This is a genomic window from Cryobacterium sp. AP23, from assembly GCF_054075385.1.
In genome coordinates, this window is the sequence record NZ_CM133415.1 from 1,955,126 (window position 1) to 1,973,888 (window position 18,763).

Annotated in this window: 23 protein-coding genes; 11 read left to right on the forward strand and 12 right to left on the reverse strand. The window is 70.0% G+C overall.

The annotated features are described in order from the left end of the window. Window positions 1–79: 79 nt before the first annotated feature. Both ACU5E9_RS09310 and ACU5E9_RS09315 read left to right on the forward strand, forming a co-directional pair. Window positions 80–1,306 (forward strand): PQQ-dependent sugar dehydrogenase, encoded by a 1,227-nt coding sequence (locus ACU5E9_RS09310; protein WP_456813309.1) that lies wholly within the window; start codon window positions 80–82, stop codon window positions 1,304–1,306. Beyond that, the gene (locus tag ACU5E9_RS09315; protein WP_456813310.1) at window positions 1,306–1,797 is read left to right on the forward strand and encodes a SprT-like domain-containing protein; all 492 of its coding nucleotides are present in this window, start codon (window positions 1,306–1,308) and stop codon (window positions 1,795–1,797) included. The genes ACU5E9_RS09310 and ACU5E9_RS09315 overlap by 1 nt, the downstream gene beginning before the upstream one ends. Window positions 1,798–1,920: 123 nt before the next feature. On the opposite strand, the gene ACU5E9_RS09320 is transcribed toward ACU5E9_RS09315, so the two are convergent. From ACU5E9_RS09320 to ACU5E9_RS09335, 4 genes are all read right to left on the reverse strand, one after another. Further along, window positions 1,921–2,223, reverse strand: coding sequence for a DUF427 domain-containing protein (locus ACU5E9_RS09320; RefSeq protein ID WP_456813311.1), 303 nt, complete (start codon window positions 2,221–2,223; stop codon window positions 1,921–1,923). A gap of 185 nt (window positions 2,224–2,408) precedes the next feature. After that, on the reverse strand, window positions 2,409–2,999 hold the full coding sequence (locus ACU5E9_RS09325; protein WP_456813312.1) for a 2-phosphosulfolactate phosphatase: 591 nt from the start codon (window positions 2,997–2,999) through the stop codon (window positions 2,409–2,411). Window positions 3,000–3,148: 149 nt separating this feature from the next. Further along, window positions 3,149–4,414 carry a hypothetical protein gene (locus tag ACU5E9_RS09330; RefSeq protein ID WP_456813313.1) on the reverse strand — a complete coding sequence of 422 codons (1,266 nt, stop codon included), beginning with the start codon at window positions 4,412–4,414 and terminating at the stop codon, window positions 3,149–3,151. Between the two features lie 220 nt (window positions 4,415–4,634). Continuing rightward, entirely contained in the window at window positions 4,635–5,081 is a 447-nt protein-coding gene (locus tag ACU5E9_RS09335) for an EVE domain-containing protein (protein WP_456813314.1), read from the reverse strand. A gap of 43 nt (window positions 5,082–5,124) precedes the next feature. Here ACU5E9_RS09335 and ACU5E9_RS09340 point away from each other — a divergent pair, with 43 nt between their 5' ends. From ACU5E9_RS09340 to ACU5E9_RS09360, 5 genes are all read left to right on the forward strand, one after another. Further along, a complete protein-coding gene (locus tag ACU5E9_RS09340) occupies window positions 5,125–5,676 on the forward strand; it encodes a hypothetical protein (protein WP_456813315.1) in 552 nt (183 codons plus the stop codon). A gap of 4 nt (window positions 5,677–5,680) precedes the next feature. Next, on the forward strand, window positions 5,681–6,316 hold the full coding sequence (locus ACU5E9_RS09345) for a DUF1684 domain-containing protein (protein WP_456813316.1): 636 nt from the start codon (window positions 5,681–5,683) through the stop codon (window positions 6,314–6,316). 313 nt (window positions 6,317–6,629) lie between these two features. Next, window positions 6,630–8,168 carry a DEAD/DEAH box helicase gene (locus ACU5E9_RS09350; protein ID WP_456813317.1) on the forward strand — a complete coding sequence of 513 codons (1,539 nt, stop codon included), beginning with the start codon at window positions 6,630–6,632 and terminating at the stop codon, window positions 8,166–8,168. Between the two features lie 224 nt (window positions 8,169–8,392). After that, window positions 8,393–8,908, forward strand: a complete 516-nt coding sequence (locus ACU5E9_RS09355) for an N-acetyltransferase family protein (protein ID WP_456813318.1) — start codon at window positions 8,393–8,395, stop codon at window positions 8,906–8,908. Window positions 8,909–8,950: 42 nt separating this feature from the next. Beyond that, window positions 8,951–9,904 carry a nucleoside hydrolase gene (locus ACU5E9_RS09360; protein ID WP_456813319.1) on the forward strand — a complete coding sequence of 318 codons (954 nt, stop codon included), beginning with the start codon at window positions 8,951–8,953 and terminating at the stop codon, window positions 9,902–9,904. Window positions 9,905–9,981: 77 nt separating this feature from the next. Here the strand turns inward: ACU5E9_RS09360 and ACU5E9_RS09365 are convergent, their stop codons facing one another. Beyond that, window positions 9,982–10,569 carry an NUDIX hydrolase family protein gene (locus ACU5E9_RS09365; RefSeq protein ID WP_265400085.1) on the reverse strand — a complete coding sequence of 196 codons (588 nt, stop codon included), beginning with the start codon at window positions 10,567–10,569 and terminating at the stop codon, window positions 9,982–9,984. A gap of 138 nt (window positions 10,570–10,707) precedes the next feature. Here ACU5E9_RS09365 and ACU5E9_RS09370 point away from each other — a divergent pair, with 138 nt between their 5' ends. Then, the gene (locus ACU5E9_RS09370; RefSeq protein ID WP_456813320.1) at window positions 10,708–11,367 is read left to right on the forward strand and encodes an alpha/beta hydrolase; all 660 of its coding nucleotides are present in this window, start codon (window positions 10,708–10,710) and stop codon (window positions 11,365–11,367) included. 125 nt (window positions 11,368–11,492) lie between these two features. On the opposite strand, the gene ACU5E9_RS09375 is transcribed toward ACU5E9_RS09370, so the two are convergent. Beyond that, entirely contained in the window at window positions 11,493–11,933 is a 441-nt protein-coding gene (locus tag ACU5E9_RS09375; RefSeq protein ID WP_456813321.1) for a DUF5997 family protein, read from the reverse strand. 105 nt (window positions 11,934–12,038) lie between these two features. Here ACU5E9_RS09375 and ACU5E9_RS09380 point away from each other — a divergent pair, with 105 nt between their 5' ends. Continuing rightward, a complete protein-coding gene (locus ACU5E9_RS09380; RefSeq protein WP_456813322.1) occupies window positions 12,039–12,830 on the forward strand; it encodes a LysR family substrate-binding domain-containing protein in 792 nt (263 codons plus the stop codon). An 82-nt stretch (window positions 12,831–12,912) separates the two neighbouring features. Here ACU5E9_RS09380 and ACU5E9_RS09385 read toward each other — a convergent pair whose 3' ends face one another. From ACU5E9_RS09385 to ACU5E9_RS09405, 5 genes are read right to left on the reverse strand one after another with little or no spacing between them, the layout of a single operon-like run. After that, window positions 12,913–13,563, reverse strand: coding sequence for a GyrI-like domain-containing protein (locus ACU5E9_RS09385; RefSeq protein WP_456813323.1), 651 nt, complete (start codon window positions 13,561–13,563; stop codon window positions 12,913–12,915). A gap of 8 nt (window positions 13,564–13,571) precedes the next feature. Continuing rightward, window positions 13,572–13,961, reverse strand: a complete 390-nt coding sequence (locus ACU5E9_RS09390; protein ID WP_456813324.1) for a VOC family protein — start codon at window positions 13,959–13,961, stop codon at window positions 13,572–13,574. 17 nt (window positions 13,962–13,978) lie between these two features. Next, window positions 13,979–14,365, reverse strand: coding sequence for a VOC family protein (locus tag ACU5E9_RS09395; protein ID WP_456813325.1), 387 nt, complete (start codon window positions 14,363–14,365; stop codon window positions 13,979–13,981). A gap of 59 nt (window positions 14,366–14,424) precedes the next feature. After that, a complete protein-coding gene (locus tag ACU5E9_RS09400; protein WP_456813326.1) occupies window positions 14,425–15,267 on the reverse strand; it encodes an ABC transporter permease in 843 nt (280 codons plus the stop codon). Continuing rightward, window positions 15,264–16,259 (reverse strand): ATP-binding cassette domain-containing protein, encoded by a 996-nt coding sequence (locus tag ACU5E9_RS09405; protein ID WP_456813327.1) that lies wholly within the window; start codon window positions 16,257–16,259, stop codon window positions 15,264–15,266. Before ACU5E9_RS09405 ends, ACU5E9_RS09400 begins: the two co-directional genes overlap by 4 nt. Before the next feature lie 119 nt (window positions 16,260–16,378). On the opposite strand from ACU5E9_RS09405, the gene ACU5E9_RS09410 reads away from it, so the two are divergent. Next, a complete protein-coding gene (locus ACU5E9_RS09410) occupies window positions 16,379–16,993 on the forward strand; it encodes a TetR/AcrR family transcriptional regulator (protein ID WP_456813328.1) in 615 nt (204 codons plus the stop codon). Window positions 16,994–17,002: 9 nt separating this feature from the next. Here ACU5E9_RS09410 and ACU5E9_RS09415 read toward each other — a convergent pair whose 3' ends face one another. Then, window positions 17,003–17,905, reverse strand: a complete 903-nt coding sequence (locus ACU5E9_RS09415) for a hypothetical protein (protein WP_456813329.1) — start codon at window positions 17,903–17,905, stop codon at window positions 17,003–17,005. A gap of 69 nt (window positions 17,906–17,974) precedes the next feature. On the opposite strand from ACU5E9_RS09415, the gene ACU5E9_RS09420 reads away from it, so the two are divergent. Beyond that, complete coding sequence (locus ACU5E9_RS09420; protein ID WP_456813330.1) at window positions 17,975–18,676, forward strand: potassium channel family protein; 702 nt, start codon at window positions 17,975–17,977, stop codon at window positions 18,674–18,676. The last annotated feature ends 87 nt before the right edge of the window (window positions 18,677–18,763 follow it).

Here is an 18,763-nt window from a genome sequence, read left to right on the forward strand (position 1 = left end):
AGGCGCCGGCGCCTCCGCTCGGGCGGGCCGAGGGCAGATGTGGCCCTTTCCGAGACTTTCGTGGCATTCTGCAGGAGATATGCATCGAAGACGGGTTTGGGCCGGCGTGATCGCCGCGGGCGTGGTTGCGCTGTTGTGCGCCTGCTCGGCGGGTGCGCCCCGGCCGAGCGTGGGCAGTTCCACCCCGGCGCAACCGGAGGCCACCGCCTCCCCCACCGCTGAGCCCACGGATGCGGCGGCCCCGGCGGCGCCGGTGCCGGTGCGGCCGCTCGGGGAACCCGTGGTGATCGCCTCCGGTCTCGACGCGCCCTGGTCGATCCTGCGGCTGCCGAACGGCGCCACCCTGATCAGCGAACGCGACACCGCCCTGATCCGCGAGCTGTTGCCGGACGGGACCCTGCGCGACGCCGCCACCGTCGCCGGCGTGCAGCCCAACGGTGAGGGCGGGTTGCTCGGGCTGGCCTACCTGCCGCTGGCCGACAACGGCAGCGGCATCGTTGTGGCCGAACCGACCCCGGACGGGACCCCGGACCCGAGCGCGGCCACCACGCTCGACAGCGGCTGGGTCTACGCCTATTTCACCGCCGCATCCGACAACCGCATCGTGCGGATGCCGCTCACGGGCGCCGCGGGCAGCGTCGGCCTTGGCGCTGCGGAGGACGTGCTCACCGGCATCCCGGCCGCGGGCAACCACAACGGCGGCCGGCTCGGCGTCGGGCCGGACGGCATGCTGTACGCCACTGCCGGCGACGCGGGCAACTCCGCCAACGCCCAGGACCTCGACTCGTTGGGCGGCAAGATCCTGCGGATGACTCCCACCGGTGACGTGCCGGCCGGCAACCCGTTCGGCACCCTCGTCTACTCGTACGGGCACCGCAACCCGCAGGGCATCGCCTGGGATTCGACCGGCCGGCTCTGGGCCAGCGAGTTCGGGCAGAACACCTGGGACGAGCTCAACCTCATCACCGCGGGCGGCAACTACGGCTGGCCCGAGGTGGAGGGCGGCGGCGGCGCGGCCCCGTTCGTCAACCCCGTGCAGCAATGGGCCACCGACGAGGCCAGCCCCAGCGGCCTCACGATCGTGGGCGACACCCTGTTCCTGGCCAGCCTCCGCGGCGAACGGATGTGGCGCGTCGATCCCTCCACAGGAACGGTGGACAACTGGTTTGTCAACAGCTTCGGCCGGCTGCGCGACGTGGTGTCCGGCCCCAATGGCACACTGTGGTTCGTGAGCAATAACACGGATGGCCGCGGCAGCCCCGCCCCCGGCGACGATCGTCTCTACCAGGTGCAGGTGGGTCCCTGATGGCCGACCTCAAACGGGTGCGCCACTGGGCGGACGCCCTCATCACGCTGCACCTCGACCCGAGCTGGAGTTTCGACTTCGACAACGCCAAGAAGCGGGCCGGGCTGTGCAACTTCACCCTGAAGAAGATCACGGTGTCCCGCTACCTCGCCGCCCGGTACGGTGACGACGAGATCCACCAGATCCTGCTGCACGAGGTGGCGCACGCCCTGGCCGGCGCCCGCGCCGGGCACGGCCCGGTGTGGCGCGGTGTGGCCGCGGGGCTCGGCTACGACGGCAAGCGCACCCACGACGGCGAGATCGCCGACGACCTCGCGCCGTGGGTGGGCCGGTGCGCGGCCGGCCACACGCACTACCGGTACCGCCAGCCCACCCGGCCGCTGGCCTGCGGGCTCTGCGGGCGCGGCTTCACCGCCGCGCACGTGATCACCTGGACCCGGCGCGAGATCACCCCGGCCACCCGCCGCCGGGCCGCGGCCGCCGCGCGCTGACCCCGGCATCCGCAACTGTTCCCAAACCGGACAATTGGTCCCGGCACACCGGGTGCAGATGTCCGCACGGGCAACAGTTGCAGCCGCGGTGAGCCGGGCGAGCGAGCGGCGTGAGGGCGGGCGCTACTCGATGACCTGCAGGTCCTTCCAGAAGGCAACGTAGCCGCTGTAGTCCTGGCCGACACGGTCGAAGGAGCTCGGGGTGGGGGTGGGATAGCTGAACGCGCCATCCGTGACGCTGGAGGTGCCGTCGCTCACGGTGAAGTACTGGCACTCACCCTTCCACGCGCAGGTGTACGGCGTGGCCGTGGGCGTGAGGAAACCCTCGGTGACACTCGACGGCGGAAAGTACCAGTTGCCCTCGATCTTGATCAGGTCTGCCTGGGCGGCTTCGGCGACGATCGTGCCGTTGAGTACTGCCTTCATGCTGGCTCCTTCGACTGGTGGTGCGTGAAAGCGCATTCAGGTACGCGCCTGTCCCGGTGCAACGCCGCATCGCGTGACCGCATTCCCCTGCCCTGAACGATGGGTGGCCCGCTTTTGCTAGTGCTGGAGGCACGAACACTAGCGAAAGTGGGCCAGTCACGTCCGGCGCCCGCTGACGGGGCGGGTCAAGCGGGGAAGGCGAACGTGGTGACGACAGTCACCGCGGCCGCCGTCGGCGCGGCATCCGTCGGGGCGGCATCCGTCGGGGCGGCATCCGTTGGGGCGGCTGCCGACGCGGGGGCGTGACCGGCGGCGGCGAGGGCCTGTCCGGTCTCCGACGCCTTGACCAGGTGTTTCACGGCACGCTTGAGGCCCACGAAGCTCGCGGCCGCGGCGGCGGCTTCCGGCGAGCAGTGGTCGATGCCCCGCTCGGCCAGGGCGTCGATCACGGCGCCGGCCACGAGCAGGTCCTCCATGGCGAAGCGGATGGCGCCGTCCGGGCGGCTCTCCCCCACCGCGACGACGGCGACCGAGAAACGGTCACCCTTCTCGGTCTGGCGGGCGAGCGCCCAGTCGGCAACGAGGTCGCTGGTGCTGAGATCGGCCACGATCACGGTGTGCGCCGCGACGGGGGTGGGCAGGGTGCGCTCCGTGGCGACCGTGGGCAGCGCATCCGCCAGGACGATCACATCGGCATCCGCCGCGAGCGCCTGGAACCCGGCCACTCCCCAGTCGAATCGGACCTGGTACTTGATCTGGGGCTGGACGTCGCTCACCCGTTCAGGATACCGGGGCGGGATGCACCCCACCCCGGACGGCGTCACCGGGCGACTCGCAGCCCGCCACACGAGTTGCCCCGGTGCGGATGAGTTGCCCCGCTGCACCGGGGCAACTCGTCCGCAGGTGGGCAACTCGCGGGAGCTACTCAGGGGGCGTCGTACCGGGCCAGTGCGTCGGCATCCGTCGCGTGGGTCATGGCCCGGCGGGCGGCGTCGAGGGCGGTGACCGGGTCGGCCTCGGCCTCGGCGAGGGACAGCTGGCGCTCGGCCTCCGCGAGGCGGGTGCGGGCGTCGGCGCCCACCCGGCCGCGGTTGGCGGTGATGAAGTCGCGGGTGATCCCGATCTGGCTGCGCGCGGCCAGCCGGGCGCCCACGTAGGCCTCACGGGCATTGTCACGGCGCAGCTGCCGGTTGCGCGCCTCGGAGCGGGTGACGTCGAGGCCGTCCATCGCCTCCCGCAGCCGGGCAAGGTCGGCGGCCGGGTCGCTCACCCGGCCGGGGCGGCGCAGCTCGGCCGCGACGGCATCGGCGGCTGATATCACCCGGTTGAGGTTCTCGCTGGCGTCGGACTCCTCGTGCCGGTCTCGGAGCGCCCGAGCCTCGGCCAGCTCGGCCTCCGCTGCCTGGAGCGCGGACCCCAGGCTGGCGAAGCCCACGTGCAGCTGGTCCTCGCCGGTCTCAATGGCGTCGAGCAGGGTGGTCGCGGTGAACAGGGCCTGCTCGGCGGCGCCGACCTGCTCGCCGACGGGTTCGGTGGAACCGCCGGCCAGGCGGGCGGCGGCGTCATCCGCTGCCCGGCGGCCCGCGTCGATCGCGGTGCGGGCCCGTTCGACGTTGCCGCTGATCGAGGCGAGCGCGGCGGCGGAGTAACTCGCGGAAAGGCGGTTGAGGGTGGCGGCGCCGCCGGCCAGCCGGTCGGTGGCCCGGTCGAGGCGCCGGGTGAGTTTGTCGAGTTGGAGCGGGGCGTTCTGTTCGACCACCCGTTTGCTGTCGAAGTCCCGGGTCTGCGCATCCAGCCGGGCGGTGGCCTCGTCGGCGAGCTTGGTGATCTGCTCGGTCCACTGCCGGATCTCGCTGTCACTGTCGGGCACCCCGTCGTCGAGCTTCTGCTTGAGCGCGAAGGCGTCGCGCAGCTGCCGTTTGGACACCTCAAGGGCGGCGGCGAAGTCAGCGGTGGCCCGCTCGCCGAATTGGGCCTGCGCGAAACCGAGTTCGTCGGTCGCGGCCTCGACGAGGTCATCCGCCCTCACCAGGCTGATCGCCGCCGTGCGGGCCCGCTCGGTCACCTCGGCGGCGTGCGCCGCGCGGACGCCGCGGGTCTTCCGCTTGGACGCGGCCACCAGCAGCAGGATCACACCGACGACAACGGCCAGGACGATGACGGACGGGAGCCACCAGAGAGCATCGATCATGGCGCCATCCTATTGATCGAAGCTGGTGGAAGCCCCGATGAAAGGCCCAGACGAGTCCCGTCATGAGTTGCCCACTTTTGCTAGTGCGGAGGGGGCGCGCACTAGCAAAAGTGGGCCAGTCACGGTGGGGTGGCCCGTTTTTGCTAGTGCGGAGGGGGCACGCACTAGCAAAAGTGGGCCAGTCAGAACGGGGGTGGGGGGCCGTCGAGGCCGGGTCGGGTCAGCGGCGGCGGTCGTCGGCGGTGGGGCGGCGCATCTGCGCGCGGATGAGGTCGAAGTCGTGCCGGCTGATCTCGAGCAGGCCGCGGCGCAGCTGCCGGCCCCAGTTGGGGTCGTCGCGAGTGAGGTCGAGCACCTTGAGCAGCGGCCGGATCGACGCCGGCTCGGCATCCGGGTCGTACTGCACCCGCCGCCGCCACGGCCGGTACTCGCTGCCGGAGTCGCCGACCTGCACCACCACGTCATCGCTCACGTACCCGATCGCGGTGAACTGGCGCAGCCGCTCACCCTCGCACTCGGTCTTGGGCGAGTAGTAGACCAGCCCGTCGGATTCGTTCATGCTCTCGAGGATCTCGCGTGCGGCGTAGTTCATCTGGGCCAGGCCCATGGCGACGCTCCGCAGCACATACTCCTGCTGCACTACCCCGAGCCAGTACCGAATCGCCACGTACTAGTTGTAGTGCATTGCCCCGACAGCACAGACTGAGTGCATGCGTGTACTGCTGAAAGAGATCCTCGACTGCACCCCGGATGCCGCCTGGCGGGCCCTGGCCAGCCCCGCCGTCTTCCGGGAGGTGAGCGGCCCGCTGATGAGCGTGGAGTCGCTCGAAACCGACGGGTTCCCCACCCGCTGGGAGCCCGGCGAGCACCCGGTAACGATGAGCGGGCTGGGTGTGGTGCCGCTGGGCGAGCAGATGATCCGGCTGAACATGCGCACCAACAAGACCGGCGTACGCATCGTGCGCGACACCGGCAACGGCGTTTCCGGCCTGATGTCCGCCATCACGCACTGGGACCACAGCATGGCCATCGCCCCCGACCCGGCCGGGACCGGCAAGACCTTGTACCGCGACCAGCTGATCTTCTCGGCCGGCCCGGCGACCCTCGCCGTGTGGCCGGGCCTGTGGGCGTTCTGGCAGCTGCGGATGCTGCGGCTGAAGGCCCTGGCCCCCACCTGGCGGTACGACCTGGGCGCCGATGATCCCGCTTTCGTGGCCGCTGGCGCGGCCGACGGCTCCGAGGAGGGCGACGGGCTAGCCTGAACCCATGAGCACAACCATCGGAGCCCTGCAGATCGCCGACTGGCGCCGCCGCGTGTTCGGGCTCTACGGCGGGGTGCGGCAGCTCAGCGTGCGCAACCCGTCCGCCGGCCACGAACTGTGGCGCTCCGGTCGCGACGAACTGTTCGCCGGGCACCCCTCCTCTCCCCTGCTGCCGGATGACCGGGCCGCGTTCACGGGTCTCACCGTGGCCGCCTACGACCCCGACTGGCGGTTCGAGGTGGAGGTGCACCGCACGCCGGAGCCGCACCGCATCAAGGTGGAGACCGGCACCGACGGCGTGGTGCCGTTCGACCTGATCGGCTCCGTGCGCCTGCCCTACATCGGCTCGCTCGACGTCTGGCGACTGGCCAGCTACGCCGGCGGCCTGTTCCTGCCGCTGAAGGACTCCCTCGCCGGCAAGCCCGGCGGCACCTACGGCGGCGGCCGGTACCTGCTCGACACGGTCAAGGGCGCCGACCTCGGCCCGGGCGTCGGCGACGACAGCCTGATCCTCGACTTCAACTTCGCCTACAACCCGTCCTGCGCGTACGACCCGATGTGGGCCTGCCCGCTGCCGCAGGCCGGCAACATCGTTACGGTCGAGATTCCGGTCGGCGAGCTGTACACGCCCAGGGACTAGGGTCCAAAGTCCCGGTGAGGACGGTTTTAGGCGACCATTTCCGGTGTCGCCTTGACAGCATCCGCTAGAGTAGACCTACTTGTGAGTTCGTAGTTGCGCTCACTGCGTCGTAGAACGCCCTCTTCTTATTGATGGCCGCACGTCCGGATAAGACTCGGATGGTTATGCAGCCCGCTCGATTTCCGAATGAAACTTTCTTACGGCGAACGGATGTGCCCATCGGCACCTTCGCCATGTGAATCCTCCTGGCTCCGGCTGTTGCTTCAAGCGACACCGGTTCGATCGAGGAGACTGATGCCCGAAAGGCACCACTTTGTCTGAAACCTCTTTTAGCGCGCTCGGCGTGCCCGCTCCGATCGTTGCCGTGCTCACCCAGCAGGGCATCGACAGCCCGTTCCCGATTCAGGTCGACACCCTGCCCGACACCCTCAAGGGCCGCGACGTCCTCGGCCGCGGTAAGACCGGCTCGGGCAAGACCCTCGCGTTCTCCATCCCGATGGCTGCCCGCCTCGGCGGCAAGCTCGCTGGCGGCAAGCGCCGCCCGGGCCGCCCGCTCGGCCTGATCCTCGCGCCGACCCGTGAGCTGGCCACCCAGATCACCAACGCGCTCACCCCGTTCGCCGAGGCCTACGGCCTGAACACCACCACCATCTTCGGTGGCGTCTCGCAGAACCGTCAGGTCGCCGCGCTCAAGGCCGGCGTCGACATCGTCGTGGCCTGCCCCGGCCGGCTCGAAGACCTCATGAAGCAGGGCTTCGTCAACCTCGACTCCGTCGAGATCACCGTGCTCGACGAGGCCGACCACATGGCCGACCTGGGCTTCCTGCCCGTCGTCACCCGCATCCTCGACAAGACCCCCTCCAGCGGCCAGCGCCTGCTGTTCTCCGCCACGCTCGACAACGGCGTGGACAAGATCGTGCGCCGGTTCCTGCACAACGAGGTCCTGCACTCGGTCGACGAGGCCACCAGCCACGTCTCCGCCATGACCCACCACGTGTTCGAGGTCGACGGCGCCGACAGCAAGAAGGAGCTCGTCGAGAAGCTCGCTTCGGGCACCGGCCGCCGCATCCTCTTCATGCGCACCAAGCACCACGCCAAGAAGCTGGCCAAGGCGCTCACCGACGCGGGCATCCCCTCCGTCGACCTGCACGGCAACCTGTCCCAGGTGGCCCGTGACCGCAACCTCGCCGCGTTCAGCGCCGGCGACGTGAAGGTCCTCGTCGCCACCGACGTCGCAGCCCGTGGCGTGCACGTCGATGACATCGAACTCGTCATCCACGTGGACCCGCCCGCAGAGCACAAGGCATACCTGCACCGCTCGGGCCGCACGGCCCGCGCCGGCAGCGCCGGTGACGTGGTCACGATCGTGCTGCCCGCGCAGAAGCGCGACACCGACCAGCTGCTGCGCAAGGCCGCCATCACGGTGACCCCGCAGCGCGTGAACGCCAACTCCCCCGCCGTCATCGCCCTCACCGGCGATGTGGCCGCGTACGTCAAGCCGGTGCCGCGCGTCGAGCAGCCGCACGGCCAGTCGCAGGGCGGCCGCTCGCAGGGCGCCAACGCCCAGCGCAAGCGCGTCAACCGTGACGACCGTGACAACGGCGGCCGCGGTTCGCGCGACTCCGGTGGCCGCGGCGGACGCGGCGGCGACGCCGTTGCCGCCGGCGGTGCCCGTCACGAGCGTGGCGAGCGTCCGGCATCGTCCGGCCGCAGCCACGCGCCCCGCACGGGTGGCTCGGGCAACGGCGGAAACGGCCGCTCCGGCGGCCTGCAGGTCGGCGGCCTGGTTCGCGGCTCCGGCTCCACCGGTGGCGGCGCCCGCCGCTCGGCTCCGCGCCGCGCGCAGGGCTAAGCACCTCGCAGCATCCGCTTGACCCGAACGGGCCGGCTCCTCCAGGGGCCGGCCCGTTCGGCGTTTACCCCTCACTGGGCCGCATAACTCCTGCTGGATTCGGGACGGCCTCCATTCCGCCGCGTGATTCCGGGGCGGCGTCGGCGCATCCGCCAAAATTGCAGGAGTTGTGCTCCCGGGCGGGGTGGTCGGGCGAGGTCGGCGGCCTGGCTTAGGGTCGAGGTATGACCACCACAGCTGTTGTTCGACCAGTCACCGAGACGGATGCCGAGAGCCTCGGTCGCGTGCACGCGGCCTGCTGGCACGAGACCTATGACCACCTGCTGAGCCGTGCCACGCTCTCCCAGCTGCACCCCGCGCGGTTCACGGCGATGTGGCGCCGTTTCACCGTGCAGGGCCCCGGATACCGCCAGGTCGTCGCCGAGCTCGACGGCGAAATCGTCGGCTTCGCCGGCAGCGGTCCCGGCCGCGACGCCGGCAAGCCCACCGACCACGAGCTGTACTTCATCTACCTGCTCGACGCCTTCCACGGCACCGGCATCGGCCAGCAGCTCTTCGACGCCGTCGTCGACCCGGGGCCCACTTACCTGTGGGTCGCCGAGGACAACCCCCGCGCCCACCGGTTCTACACCCGCAACGGCTACCTGGCCGACGGCCTGGCCCGCGACGAGGAAATCCTCGGCGAGTCCATCCACGAGGTGCGTCTGGTGCGCGAGGTGCACCTGGTCGCCGCCGGCTAGACGCCGCCAACCAGGCTCCGCCGCGGCCCATAAACTGGGCCGATGCCTACGATTCCCGTCATCCTCGACGTCGACACCGGCGTCGATGACGCCCTCGCCATCCTGTTCGCGATCGCCCACCCCGACATCGACGTGCTCGGGATCAGCTGTGTCGCCGGCAACGCCTCGCTCGAACGGGTGGTGGAGAACACCCTCCGCATCCTCGACGTGGCCGGCGCCCCCGACATCCCGGTGGCCGCCGGCGCCCGGCGGCCGCTGATCTCCCCGGCCCGCGCGGCGTCGCACGTGCACGGCGAGGGCGGCCTGGGCACCGTGCACCTGCCGCCGGGCGACCGCACGCCCGAGCCGGTGAACGCCATCGAGCTGATGCGCCGGCTGATCACCGACAGCCCCCGCCCGGTGACCCTGGTGGCCCTGGCGCCGCAGACCAACCTGGCACTGCTGCTGCGGCAATACCCCGACCTGGCCGACAACATCGAACGCATCGTGTTCATGGGCGGCTCGGCCGGCACCGGCAATGCCACGGCCGTGGCCGAGTTCAACGTGTGGCACGACCCCGAAGCGGCCGCGATCGTGCTGGATGCCGGCATCCCCACCTTCATGTACGGGCTGGATGTCTTCAACCAGGTGAGCATCGACCGGGCGGTGGCCGCCGCGCTCGAGGCCGGCGACTCCGCCTACGGCCGGGTGGTCGGTGCGTTGCTGACCAACCGGGTGGCGCGCGGCGAGAACTCCGTGGCCGAGTACTCCGGCCTGATCGGCGATGCCGGTGCCATCTGCGCGCTGGTCGACCCGGAGGCCCTTGAGACCCGGATGCTGCCGGTGCGCGTGGAGCTGACCGGTTACGGCCGCGGGCAGACGATCGTGGACCGGCGCCGGGGACTGGGCGAGGACAGCCTGCACGGCGCGATCGGCGGCTGGGAGGTCGCCGAGGTGGCCCTTGACGTGGACGCCCCGCGATTCACCCGGCTATTCCTGGACACCCTGGGCCTGTAACCACCCGCGAACCGTGAGCCAAGCACGCAAGACGGGCCCGGGATGGGGCTCAGGTCACGGCTCGCGAGCAGGTCCGGCTAGCGCAGGGCGCCGACCGAGGCCAGGGCCATGCGGAGAAGGCCGCCGCGGCCGCCCTCCATCTCGGCCGAGACGGCGTCGGTGGCCGCCTCTTCCGGGGTCATCCAGGTGAGCTCGAGGGCGTCCTGGCGGGGGTCGCAGGTGCCGGTGACGGGCACGACGTAGGCCAGCGAGACGGCGTGCTGGCGGTCATCCGTGAACGCGGTGATGCCGGGCATCGGGAAGTACTCGGCGACGGAGTACGGCACCGGGCTCGGCGGCAGCTGCGGGAACGCCATCGGGCCGAGGTCCTTCTCGAGGTGGCGGAACAGCGCGTCACGCAGGGTCTCGCCGTAGAGCACCCGGCCGGAGACCAGGGTGCGGGTCATCTTGCCCTCCGGGGTGGCGCGCAGCAGCACGCCGACCTCGACGACCTGGCCGAGTCCATCCACCCGCACGGGCACCGCCTCGACGTAGAGCAGCGGCAGCCGCTGGCGGATCTCGGCAAGCTCCACATCGGTCAGCCAGCCGGGGTTCGTGCTGGGCGGCGGAGCGTCATCCCCGCCATTCGTCCAGTCCGGATCGGGGTCAGGTGTGCGCACGCTCATAGTTCATTGTGTCCCACCAATCCCTGCAACGCACCCCAAGCCGCCGCCGAGCCGTGAGAACGACCCCAGGATGGGCGCGTTTTCGGGGTTCCGCTCACGGCTCGCGGGATGTTGCGGTGGGGGTGGGAGGATGGGGGGATGGGACAGGGGATCAAGGCACAAGGCATCGACTCGGCAGCCGTACTGTGGTCGGCCGCGGCGGCGGACCGGGTGGGACGGCCGTTGTTGCTGGTGCTGCACGGTTACGGATCGCACGAGGGTGACCTGTTCTCGCTCGCCCCGCACCTGCCGTTGCAGCCCTCGATCGCCGCGCTGCGGGCACCGCTGCCGGCCGGGCAGGGCTGGTCGTGGTTTCCCATCGGGGTGCCCGGCGACCCGGTCGGCGACGCGCTCGACGCGGCCGCGCTCGGCATCCTCGACTGGCTCGACGCCCTGCCGGAACAGCCCACCTCGATCGGGTTGCTCGGATTCTCGCAGGGCGGCGCCATGACGCTGCAGCTGATGCGACACGCGCCGGAACGGTTCGCGTTCGCGGTGCAGCTGTCGGGCTTCATCGCCAGCGCCACGCATCCGGGTGACGCCAGGCTTGCCGAGCTCAAGCCGCCGGTGTTCTGGGGCCGGGGCACGCTCGACCCGGTCATCCCTGAGGCGGCGGTCGCCCGCACCCAGGCCTGGCTGCCGGGGCATTCCACCCTCACCGAGGGCATCTACGAGGGCCTGGGGCACTCGATCGCGCAGGCCGAACTCGCCGAGATCGTCACGTTCCTGCGCGCGCAGTACGCGGCTCCGGCGGCCTGACCCGGCGCATCCGTTCACGCGGGTTCGCCCGGAGGCGTCGCCGACCTGCCCCTTAACGGACGAATTGCCCCGCTCTACCGGAGCAATTCGTCCAGAACGGGGCAACTCGGCGGGGAGCCGGTGAGCTAGAGCAGCTTGCGGCCGGCCTCTTCGTTCTGGGCGATCTGACGCTCGATGTGCGCCTTCTTGCGGGCCTTCTCGGCGTCGCGGTCCTTCACGCGGATCTGCTCCTCGCGCACCTCGAACTGGGTGGCGCGCTCGGTGACCAGCCAGGCGGGCGGCTGCTTGAGCAGGGCCTGGATCTCGGCGGTGGTGAGGGGCTCGGTCGCTTCGCCGCGGGCCAGGCCCGAGATGGAGACGCCGAGCTTGGCCGCGACGACCTGCTTGGGGTGCGGGCCGTTGGCGCGCAGCTTTGTGAGCCACTCCGGCGGGTTCGCCTCGAGGGCGGCCAGTTCGGTGCGGGATACCGGTGCGGACTGGAACTCTTCGGGTGCTGCTTCGAGCAGAATCCCAAGCTTCTGGGCAGCCGTAGCCGGCTTCATGGTCTGGGGCTTCTTCTCGCTCATAGTTCCAGCGTATAGCCTGAGAGCACTAAGGTTTCGGTGCCGTGTGCCCGCCGGCCCCGAACACCCCCATCCGAACCCCGAAACTCGCTCCACGAAAGGATGCCGGTGACCTTCTCCATTGCCTTCGTCGCCGGGGTCACCCCCACCAAATGGACCCGCATCTGGGAGTCCCGCCGCCCGGAGACCCCGCTCGAGGTCTTCCGCACGGGTGCCACCGACCAGGAGGCCGTACTGCGCGACAATCGTGCCGACGTGAGCCTGGTGCGCCTGCCCATCAACGAAGAGGGCCTGAGCCTGATCGCCCTGTACAACGAGATCCCGGTCGTGGTCGTCGCGAAGGACCATTTCGTGGCGGATGCGGACAGCGTGGTCGTCGCCGACCTCGTCGACGAGCACCTGCTGCAGGACCCGGACGAGGTGCCGGAGTGGCGCGACGCCGCCGTGGAGGTGCGCGACGGCAGCCGCCGCGCGCTCCCGCCGATGCGCGACATGGACGAGACCATGGAACTCGTCGCCGCCGGCGTCGGCATCGTCATCCTGCCGCACTCCGTGGCCCGGCTGCACAGCCGCAAGGATGTCGTCTCGAAGCCCGTGGAAGACACTGCCGAGAGCCGCATCGCGCTGGCCTGGCGCACCGTGGACACCACCCCGGACGTGGAGGAGTTCATCGGCATCGTGCGCGGCCGCACCCGGGACAGTTCACGCACCAACGCGGTCTCCGCCGGCGACGAACCGGTGAAGAAGGAAAAGAAGACCGCGAAGGCCAAGGCCGCCGCGAAGGCCGTGCGCGCCGCCGCGGCCGCCGCCAAACCGGCCACCCCGCGCAAGACGCAGAGCGCCGGCCGCACCCGCAACTCCCCCAGCCCGCAGGCCGGGAAGCGCCGCGGCGGTCGCTGACCCGAACCCGAGTTGCCCCGGTGCGGACGAGTTGCCCCGGCAGAGCAGGGCAAGTCGTCCGCAGGTGGGCAACTCGCGAGGGTTACGCCGGATACGCGGGCTGCACCGGCTGGCGCACCACGGTTCTGAGCTTCTCCGGCGCGGTGCGGCGCGGGTCGCCGAGGTACACCTCGTGGTGCCGGCCGCGCTCCCGCAACCCCTCGGCCGGCAACACCACGCCGTGCAACCTCGTCAGCGCGGGCGTCTCCTCGTCGTATGAGCCCACGTGCAGCAGCTGCTTGCACAGCCCCTCGTCAAGCCGTTCGATCCGCACCCGGTCCAGGCCCGGCAGCGCCTTCTTCTTGCCGCGCGCCGCGGTGACGGCATCGGCTACCTCGGCGTCACTCACCCAGTCGGGCAGGCTGATCAGCATCGTCCAACTCCACGCGGCCTTGTTCCGCGCCGAGAACACGGATGCGTCGTCGGCGTACCAGAGCCCCTCCAGCGGCCCCACCACCAGGTCGCGGCCGGCGCGCTTGCCGGCGAACTTCACGGTGTACGCCACCGCGTAGAGCGCCTCCACCGCCTCCACGTAGGCCGGTGCCGTGTTGGGGTCACCGTGCCCGTCGACCGCGAGGAAACGTTGCGGCGGCACCGTCACCGACTCCCAGTCGCGGTTCTTCGGGGCGTAGAGGGCGCGGAAGTCCCGCTTCACGTCGTAGGGCGCATCCCCGACCGTCGTAGGTGTCGCCACGGCCGGGTTCAGTTCTGCAGGATCGAGAAGATGTTGCCGGCCGGGTCGGCGAACCAGGCGATCCGCGGCCCCTCGTCGTCGCTGGCGATGCCGCGCTCATCCTGCTGGAAGCCGTCGTAGCGCAGGAACTCCACGCCGCGTTCGGCGAGCACGTCCACGGTCTGGTCGATGTCGTCCACCTCCAGGTTGAGGATGGTGAACACTGCCGGTTCGTGGTCCTCCTTGGGGTAGATGAAGACGTCGGCACCGCCGGGCAAGGTGAGACGGAGCGTCCCCATCCCGCCGTCGCCGGTGTCAAGGCCGAGCACCTCCCGGTAGAACGTGCTCGCGGCCTCGATGTCGGGCACAGCGAAGCCGCTGAAGCCGTGCCGGTAGGTCACGCGTGTTGTGGTGGTCATGATCGTCTTCTCTCGAATCATTCCTGCATGATGGCGATGATATTGCCGGCCGGGTCGGAAATCCAACCGCCGGTCGGCATCCCCTCGCCGCGCGCGATGCCGCGCTCGTCCTGCCCGAATCCGTCGTAGTGCAACAGTTCCACGCCGCGTTCGGCCAACGCATCCACGGCCTGCTCGATGTCGGGAACCGAGAGGTTGAGGACCGTGAACACCGCGGGCTGGTAGTCCGCCTTGTCGTACACGATCATCTCGGAGCCGCCGGGCAGCGAGAGCTGCAGCATGCCCATCACGTCGGACACGTTCAGTCCGAGTACGTCCCCGTAGAAGCTGCGAGCGACCTCCAGGTCCGGCACGGCGAATCCGCCGAATCCGCGTTGGAAGGTGAGTGTGGTTGTTGTCGCCATGATCGACTCCCTTGTCTCGGTGCTCTTGGAAACTGCGTGTTCCTGGACCTGCGTCGTTGTCAGCGCGAGGTGATCGAGGCGAACTTGCGGACGCACAGCGGCACGAACACCACGAGCAACACCACCACGCCAATGAGCACAGTAGCAACGGGGTTCTGCAGCGTCCAGACATCCGGCACCGGTGCGCTGCCCTCATTTCCGAACAGCTCCCTGGCGGCCTGCACCAGGGCGGACACCGGGTTGTATTCGGCGAAGGTCTTCAGCGGACCCGGCAGCGTCTCGATCGGCACGAAGGCGTTGGAGATGAAGGTGATCGGGAACAGGATGATGAACGAGGCGTTGTTGATCACTTCCGGCGAGCGCACGCTCATGCCCAGCAGCGCCATCACCCAGCTGAACGCGTAGCTGAACAGCAGTAGCAGGGCGAGCCCGGCGAAGAACTCCCCCACCGACGAGTTCACCCGCCAGCCCACCAGGAACCCGGTGGCCATCATGATGATCATCGAGATGGTGTTCAGCACCAGGTCGCCGTTGGTACGGCCGACGAGAACCGCGGAGGAGCTCATCGGTAGGCTACGGAATCGGTCGATGATGCCGTCCTTCAGGTCCTGCGCCATGGCGGAGCCGGAGAAGGTGGAGCCGAACACCACCGTCTGGGCGAAGATGCCGGCCATCAGGAACTGCACGTAGTCGGTGCCCTGCACCGAGATGGCGCCGCCGTAGACCTGGCTGAACAGCAACACGAACATGATCGGCTGGATGACCGCGAAGACCAGCATGTCGGGGGTGCGCTTGATCTTGATGAGGTTGCGCTTGGTGGTGGTCCAGCCGTCCGAGAACCAGAGGGACAGCGGGTTCCAGTTCGGTGGCGCGATGAGGGGCCGTTCGGCCGTGGTCGTCATTTCACCTTCTCCAACTTGTCGTCTTCGTTCTCGTCGGCGGCCATGTCGGCCTTGTGCCCGGTGAGCCGGAGGAACACGTCGTCCAGGGTGGGACGCCGCATCCCCGCGTCATGCAGCTCGACACCGGCGCTGCGCAGGTCGGCGAGCACGTGCTGCAAGGCCGGCGGGCCGTCGGTGACGGCTACGTCCAGGCCGCGACCGTCACTGTTGATCTGCGGTTCACCGGCGCCGTACCGGGCGAGCACCTCCCGCGCGGCTCCGGCGTCGGCCGCGTCGACCAGCGCGATCACCACCCGGTGCCCGCCGATCTGCGCCTTGAGCTCGTCAGAGGTTCCCTCGGCGATGACCTTGCCGTCGTCGATGACCGCGATGCTGTCGGCCAGCTGGTCGGCCTCCTCCAGGTACTGGGTGGTGAGCAGCACCGTGGTGCCGTTGTCGACGAGACGGTTGATCACACCCCACAGCGCTATCCGGCTGCGCGGGTCGAGCCCGGTGGTCGGTTCGTCGAGGAAGAGGATCTTGGGGTTGAAAACCAGGGCGCCGGCGAGGTCGATGCGGCGGCGCATGCCGCCGGAGAACCCTTTCACCGGCCGGTTGCCCGCCGCGGTCAGCTCGAACAGGTCGATGAGTTCCTGCGCCCGCCGCCGGGATGCCGCGCCGCCCAGGTGGTACAGGCGGCCGACCATTTCGAGGTTTTCGAAGCCGGTGAGATTCTCGTCGACCGCCGCGTACTGACCGGACACCCCGATGATGCTGCGCACCGCCTTCGGGTCTTCCAGCACGTTGATGCCGTCCACGATTGCGGTGCCGGCGGTCGGCCGGATGAGGGTGGTCAGGATCTTGACCACGGTGGTCTTGCCGGCGCCGTTCGGGCCGAGGATCGCGGTGACCGTGCCCTGCGGCACGGAAAGGTCGAGCCCGGCCAGCGCGTGCACCGGCCCGGTCTTGGATTTGTAGACCTTGGTGAGCCCGGATGCTTCGATGAATGCCATGTCACGCCCCTGCCGAATTGGAAATTTGGATGGGAATGCAAATGTGTACGATGTCCACATGTAAGATTCCATGGTAACCAGACGGAGGCGGCGTGACAACGGGTACCCATGATTCTTCGGTGCGAACTTCGTACCGGCACGGTGACCTGCGCCGGGCGCTCATCGAGGCCGGGGTGGCCCTGGCCGGCGAGGGCGGTCCGGCAGCGGTGGTGCTGCGCGAGGCGACCCGGCGGGCCGGGGTGACGCCCAATGCGGCGTACCGGCACTTCGCCGACCGGCGGGCGTTGCTGGATGCGGTCTGCTCCAGTTGCCAGGCCCTGGTCGCCAACGCCATGGAGGCGGACCAGGCCGCCATCACGACACCGGACCCGTTGGAGGCCGCCCGGCTGCGGTTCCGCGCCGTCGGGACCGGCTACCTCCGCTTCGCCCTGGAAGAACCCGGTCAGTTCCAGACCGCGTTCTCCGCCGCATCCGACCTGGACAGTGCCACCAGCTCCGCCCGCGCCGGGCACGGTGGCCTCACCCCGTTCCAGCTGCTCACGCAGGCTCTCGACGACCTGGTCACGGTGGGGTTGCTCGCGCCGGAGCGGCGCCCGGGCGCCGAATTCCTGGCCTGGTCGGCCGTGCACGGTTTGGCCGAACTGTTCATCGACGGACCACTCCGGGCCCTGCCGGCGCCGGTGAAGCAGTCGCTCATCGTGCGGGTGATCGACATGGTGGAGAAGGGCCTGTAGCACCGCCGGTCACGGCACGACGACGGGCCGGCCCGACCCGCGCGTTTCGACCATGGCGTTGCTCAGCCAGGTCACGCTGATATCCAGGACGATGTCTCCGCTGTCCCGCAGGGCCGGGTGCAGGTCGACGCTCTGCCAGGACAGGCGCAGCCCCGCCTCCGGATAAGCGGACTCCAGCGCGCACGTCGACAGGTAGCCGCTTTCCTCCGGCACCACGACGAGGCAGACGATGCCGGAGGCGCCCCGCGCCGCGTAGTACGGCGAGTCCGTCACCCCGTCGGCGTCGGCGTCGGTCCAGCCCGCGGAACCCAGGTAGCGGAAGGACTCGGCGGCGAAGGTCTCCGGCATCGGCACAAGCGGAATGTCCCTGGGCGTCTGCCCCCGGGTGAAGATCTCGCCGACGAGCACGGGCTGGTCCGCGTTCGGGGCGGGGTCGTCGGTGGCGGGGACCTTGGTCTCGCCGGCGCCGCTGACCGATGCCGATTGTTCGGTGTGGATGGCCGCCGTGACCGCGCTCCCCGCCAGTGCCCCCAGCGCCACCGCCCCGGCCACGCCGGCGACCAGCAGCCCCCAGCGGCGGGATGGTACTTCGGCCGCCGCGCTGCCGGGTTCGGCCGGGGGCTCAGCCGGGGGCTCGGGCGGGTCGCCCGGCGCATCCGGCAGCGGGGGCGAGCCGATCGCGGAAGCTCCGGGCGGCATCCGCACGGGCTCGGACGCGACGGGACGGGACTGTGCGCCGCCGGTCGCCGCCGCGATCTCGGCCTGCAACTCCCGGATGGCCCTGGCCACCTCCCGGTCGCCCGCGGCGTCACCGTCGGCCGCGAACGCGCGCCGCTGCAGGGCACGCAGCCGCGCCTCCGGATCCCCGTCTCGCTGCGACTCGGCCACGACACTCCCGTCGTTGATGCGCATATCCTGCCACGGGCCGGCCGGCCGTGCTCCGGCCCAGCGGTCGGCAGCCAGTGGTGGCAGGATGCCCGCATGACTGCGACGGGTGTGCGGCATGCCGACCCGGGCGGGGACCGCCTGGCACGCTGGGAGCAGGCCTCCGACTGGCCGCTCAACGTCGCCGCGCTACTGTTCCTGGTGTCCTACTCCTGGTGGGTCATCGCGGGCGCGCCGGCGCCGACGTCCCTGTTCCTCGCGCTGGTCATCCTGGTCAGCTGGGCGATCTTCCCGGTCAACTACGTCATCGAGGTGATGCTGGCCGAGCATCGCTGGCAGTGGGTGCTGCGGCATCCGTTCAACCTCCTGGTCGTTCTCGTTCCGCTGCTGCGCCCGCTCCGGCTGCTCCGGGTCCTCGCGCACAGCCGGGTGTTCCAGCAATCCGCAGGCACGGCATTTCGCGCCCGCGTGCTGGTCTACCTCACCGGCACCGCGATTCTGGTGACCTACATCGCCGCCCTGGCCGTGCTCGACGCCGAACGAGGCGCGCCCGATGCCAACATCACGTCGTTCGGCGACGCGATCTGGTGGTCGTTCGTGACCATCACCACGGTGGGCTACGGCGACTTCACCCCGGTCACCGTGCGCGGCCGCATCGTCGCCTGCGTGCTGATGCTCGGCGGTGTCGCGGTGGTCGGGGTGGTGACCGCAACCCTGTCGTCGTGGATCCTGCAGCGGGTGGCCGACCTCGAGAAGGAGCGGAACGAGCGCGCCTCAGCCGGGGACAGCACCGAATAGGGCCAGCGAGGCGGGAATGATACACTCTCTCAATACCCTTAACGAACCGCTATGCCATTTTCAGTCGCGTGATGTCCTCGGTGATCT

Coding starts and splice junctions, on each gene's coding strand:
- ACU5E9_RS09310 (WP_456813309.1), top strand. CDS start 80: ATGCATCGAAGACGGGTTTGGGCCGGCGTGATCGCCGCGGGCGTGGTT.
- ACU5E9_RS09315 (WP_456813310.1), top strand. CDS start 1,306: ATGGCCGACCTCAAACGGGTGCGCCACTGGGCGGACGCCCTCATCACG.
- ACU5E9_RS09320 (WP_456813311.1), bottom strand. CDS start 2,223: ATGAAGGCAGTACTCAACGGCACGATCGTCGCCGAAGCCGCCCAGGCA.
- ACU5E9_RS09330 (WP_456813313.1), bottom strand. CDS start 4,414: ATGATCGATGCTCTCTGGTGGCTCCCGTCCGTCATCGTCCTGGCCGTT.
- ACU5E9_RS09340 (WP_456813315.1), top strand. CDS start 5,125: ATGCGTGTACTGCTGAAAGAGATCCTCGACTGCACCCCGGATGCCGCC.
- ACU5E9_RS09345 (WP_456813316.1), top strand. CDS start 5,681: ATGAGCACAACCATCGGAGCCCTGCAGATCGCCGACTGGCGCCGCCGC.
- ACU5E9_RS09355 (WP_456813318.1), top strand. CDS start 8,393: ATGACCACCACAGCTGTTGTTCGACCAGTCACCGAGACGGATGCCGAG.
- ACU5E9_RS09360 (WP_456813319.1), top strand. CDS start 8,951: ATGCCTACGATTCCCGTCATCCTCGACGTCGACACCGGCGTCGATGAC.
- ACU5E9_RS09365 (WP_265400085.1), bottom strand. CDS start 10,569: ATGAGCGTGCGCACACCTGACCCCGATCCGGACTGGACGAATGGCGGG.
- ACU5E9_RS09370 (WP_456813320.1), top strand. CDS start 10,708: ATGGGACAGGGGATCAAGGCACAAGGCATCGACTCGGCAGCCGTACTG.
- ACU5E9_RS09375 (WP_456813321.1), bottom strand. CDS start 11,933: ATGAGCGAGAAGAAGCCCCAGACCATGAAGCCGGCTACGGCTGCCCAG.
- ACU5E9_RS09390 (WP_456813324.1), bottom strand. CDS start 13,961: ATGACCACCACAACACGCGTGACCTACCGGCACGGCTTCAGCGGCTTC.
- ACU5E9_RS09395 (WP_456813325.1), bottom strand. CDS start 14,365: ATGGCGACAACAACCACACTCACCTTCCAACGCGGATTCGGCGGATTC.
- ACU5E9_RS09400 (WP_456813326.1), bottom strand. CDS start 15,267: ATGACGACCACGGCCGAACGGCCCCTCATCGCGCCACCGAACTGGAAC.
- ACU5E9_RS09405 (WP_456813327.1), bottom strand. CDS start 16,259: ATGGCATTCATCGAAGCATCCGGGCTCACCAAGGTCTACAAATCCAAG.
- ACU5E9_RS09415 (WP_456813329.1), bottom strand. CDS start 17,905: ATGCGCATCAACGACGGGAGTGTCGTGGCCGAGTCGCAGCGAGACGGG.
- ACU5E9_RS09420 (WP_456813330.1), top strand. CDS start 17,975: ATGACTGCGACGGGTGTGCGGCATGCCGACCCGGGCGGGGACCGCCTG.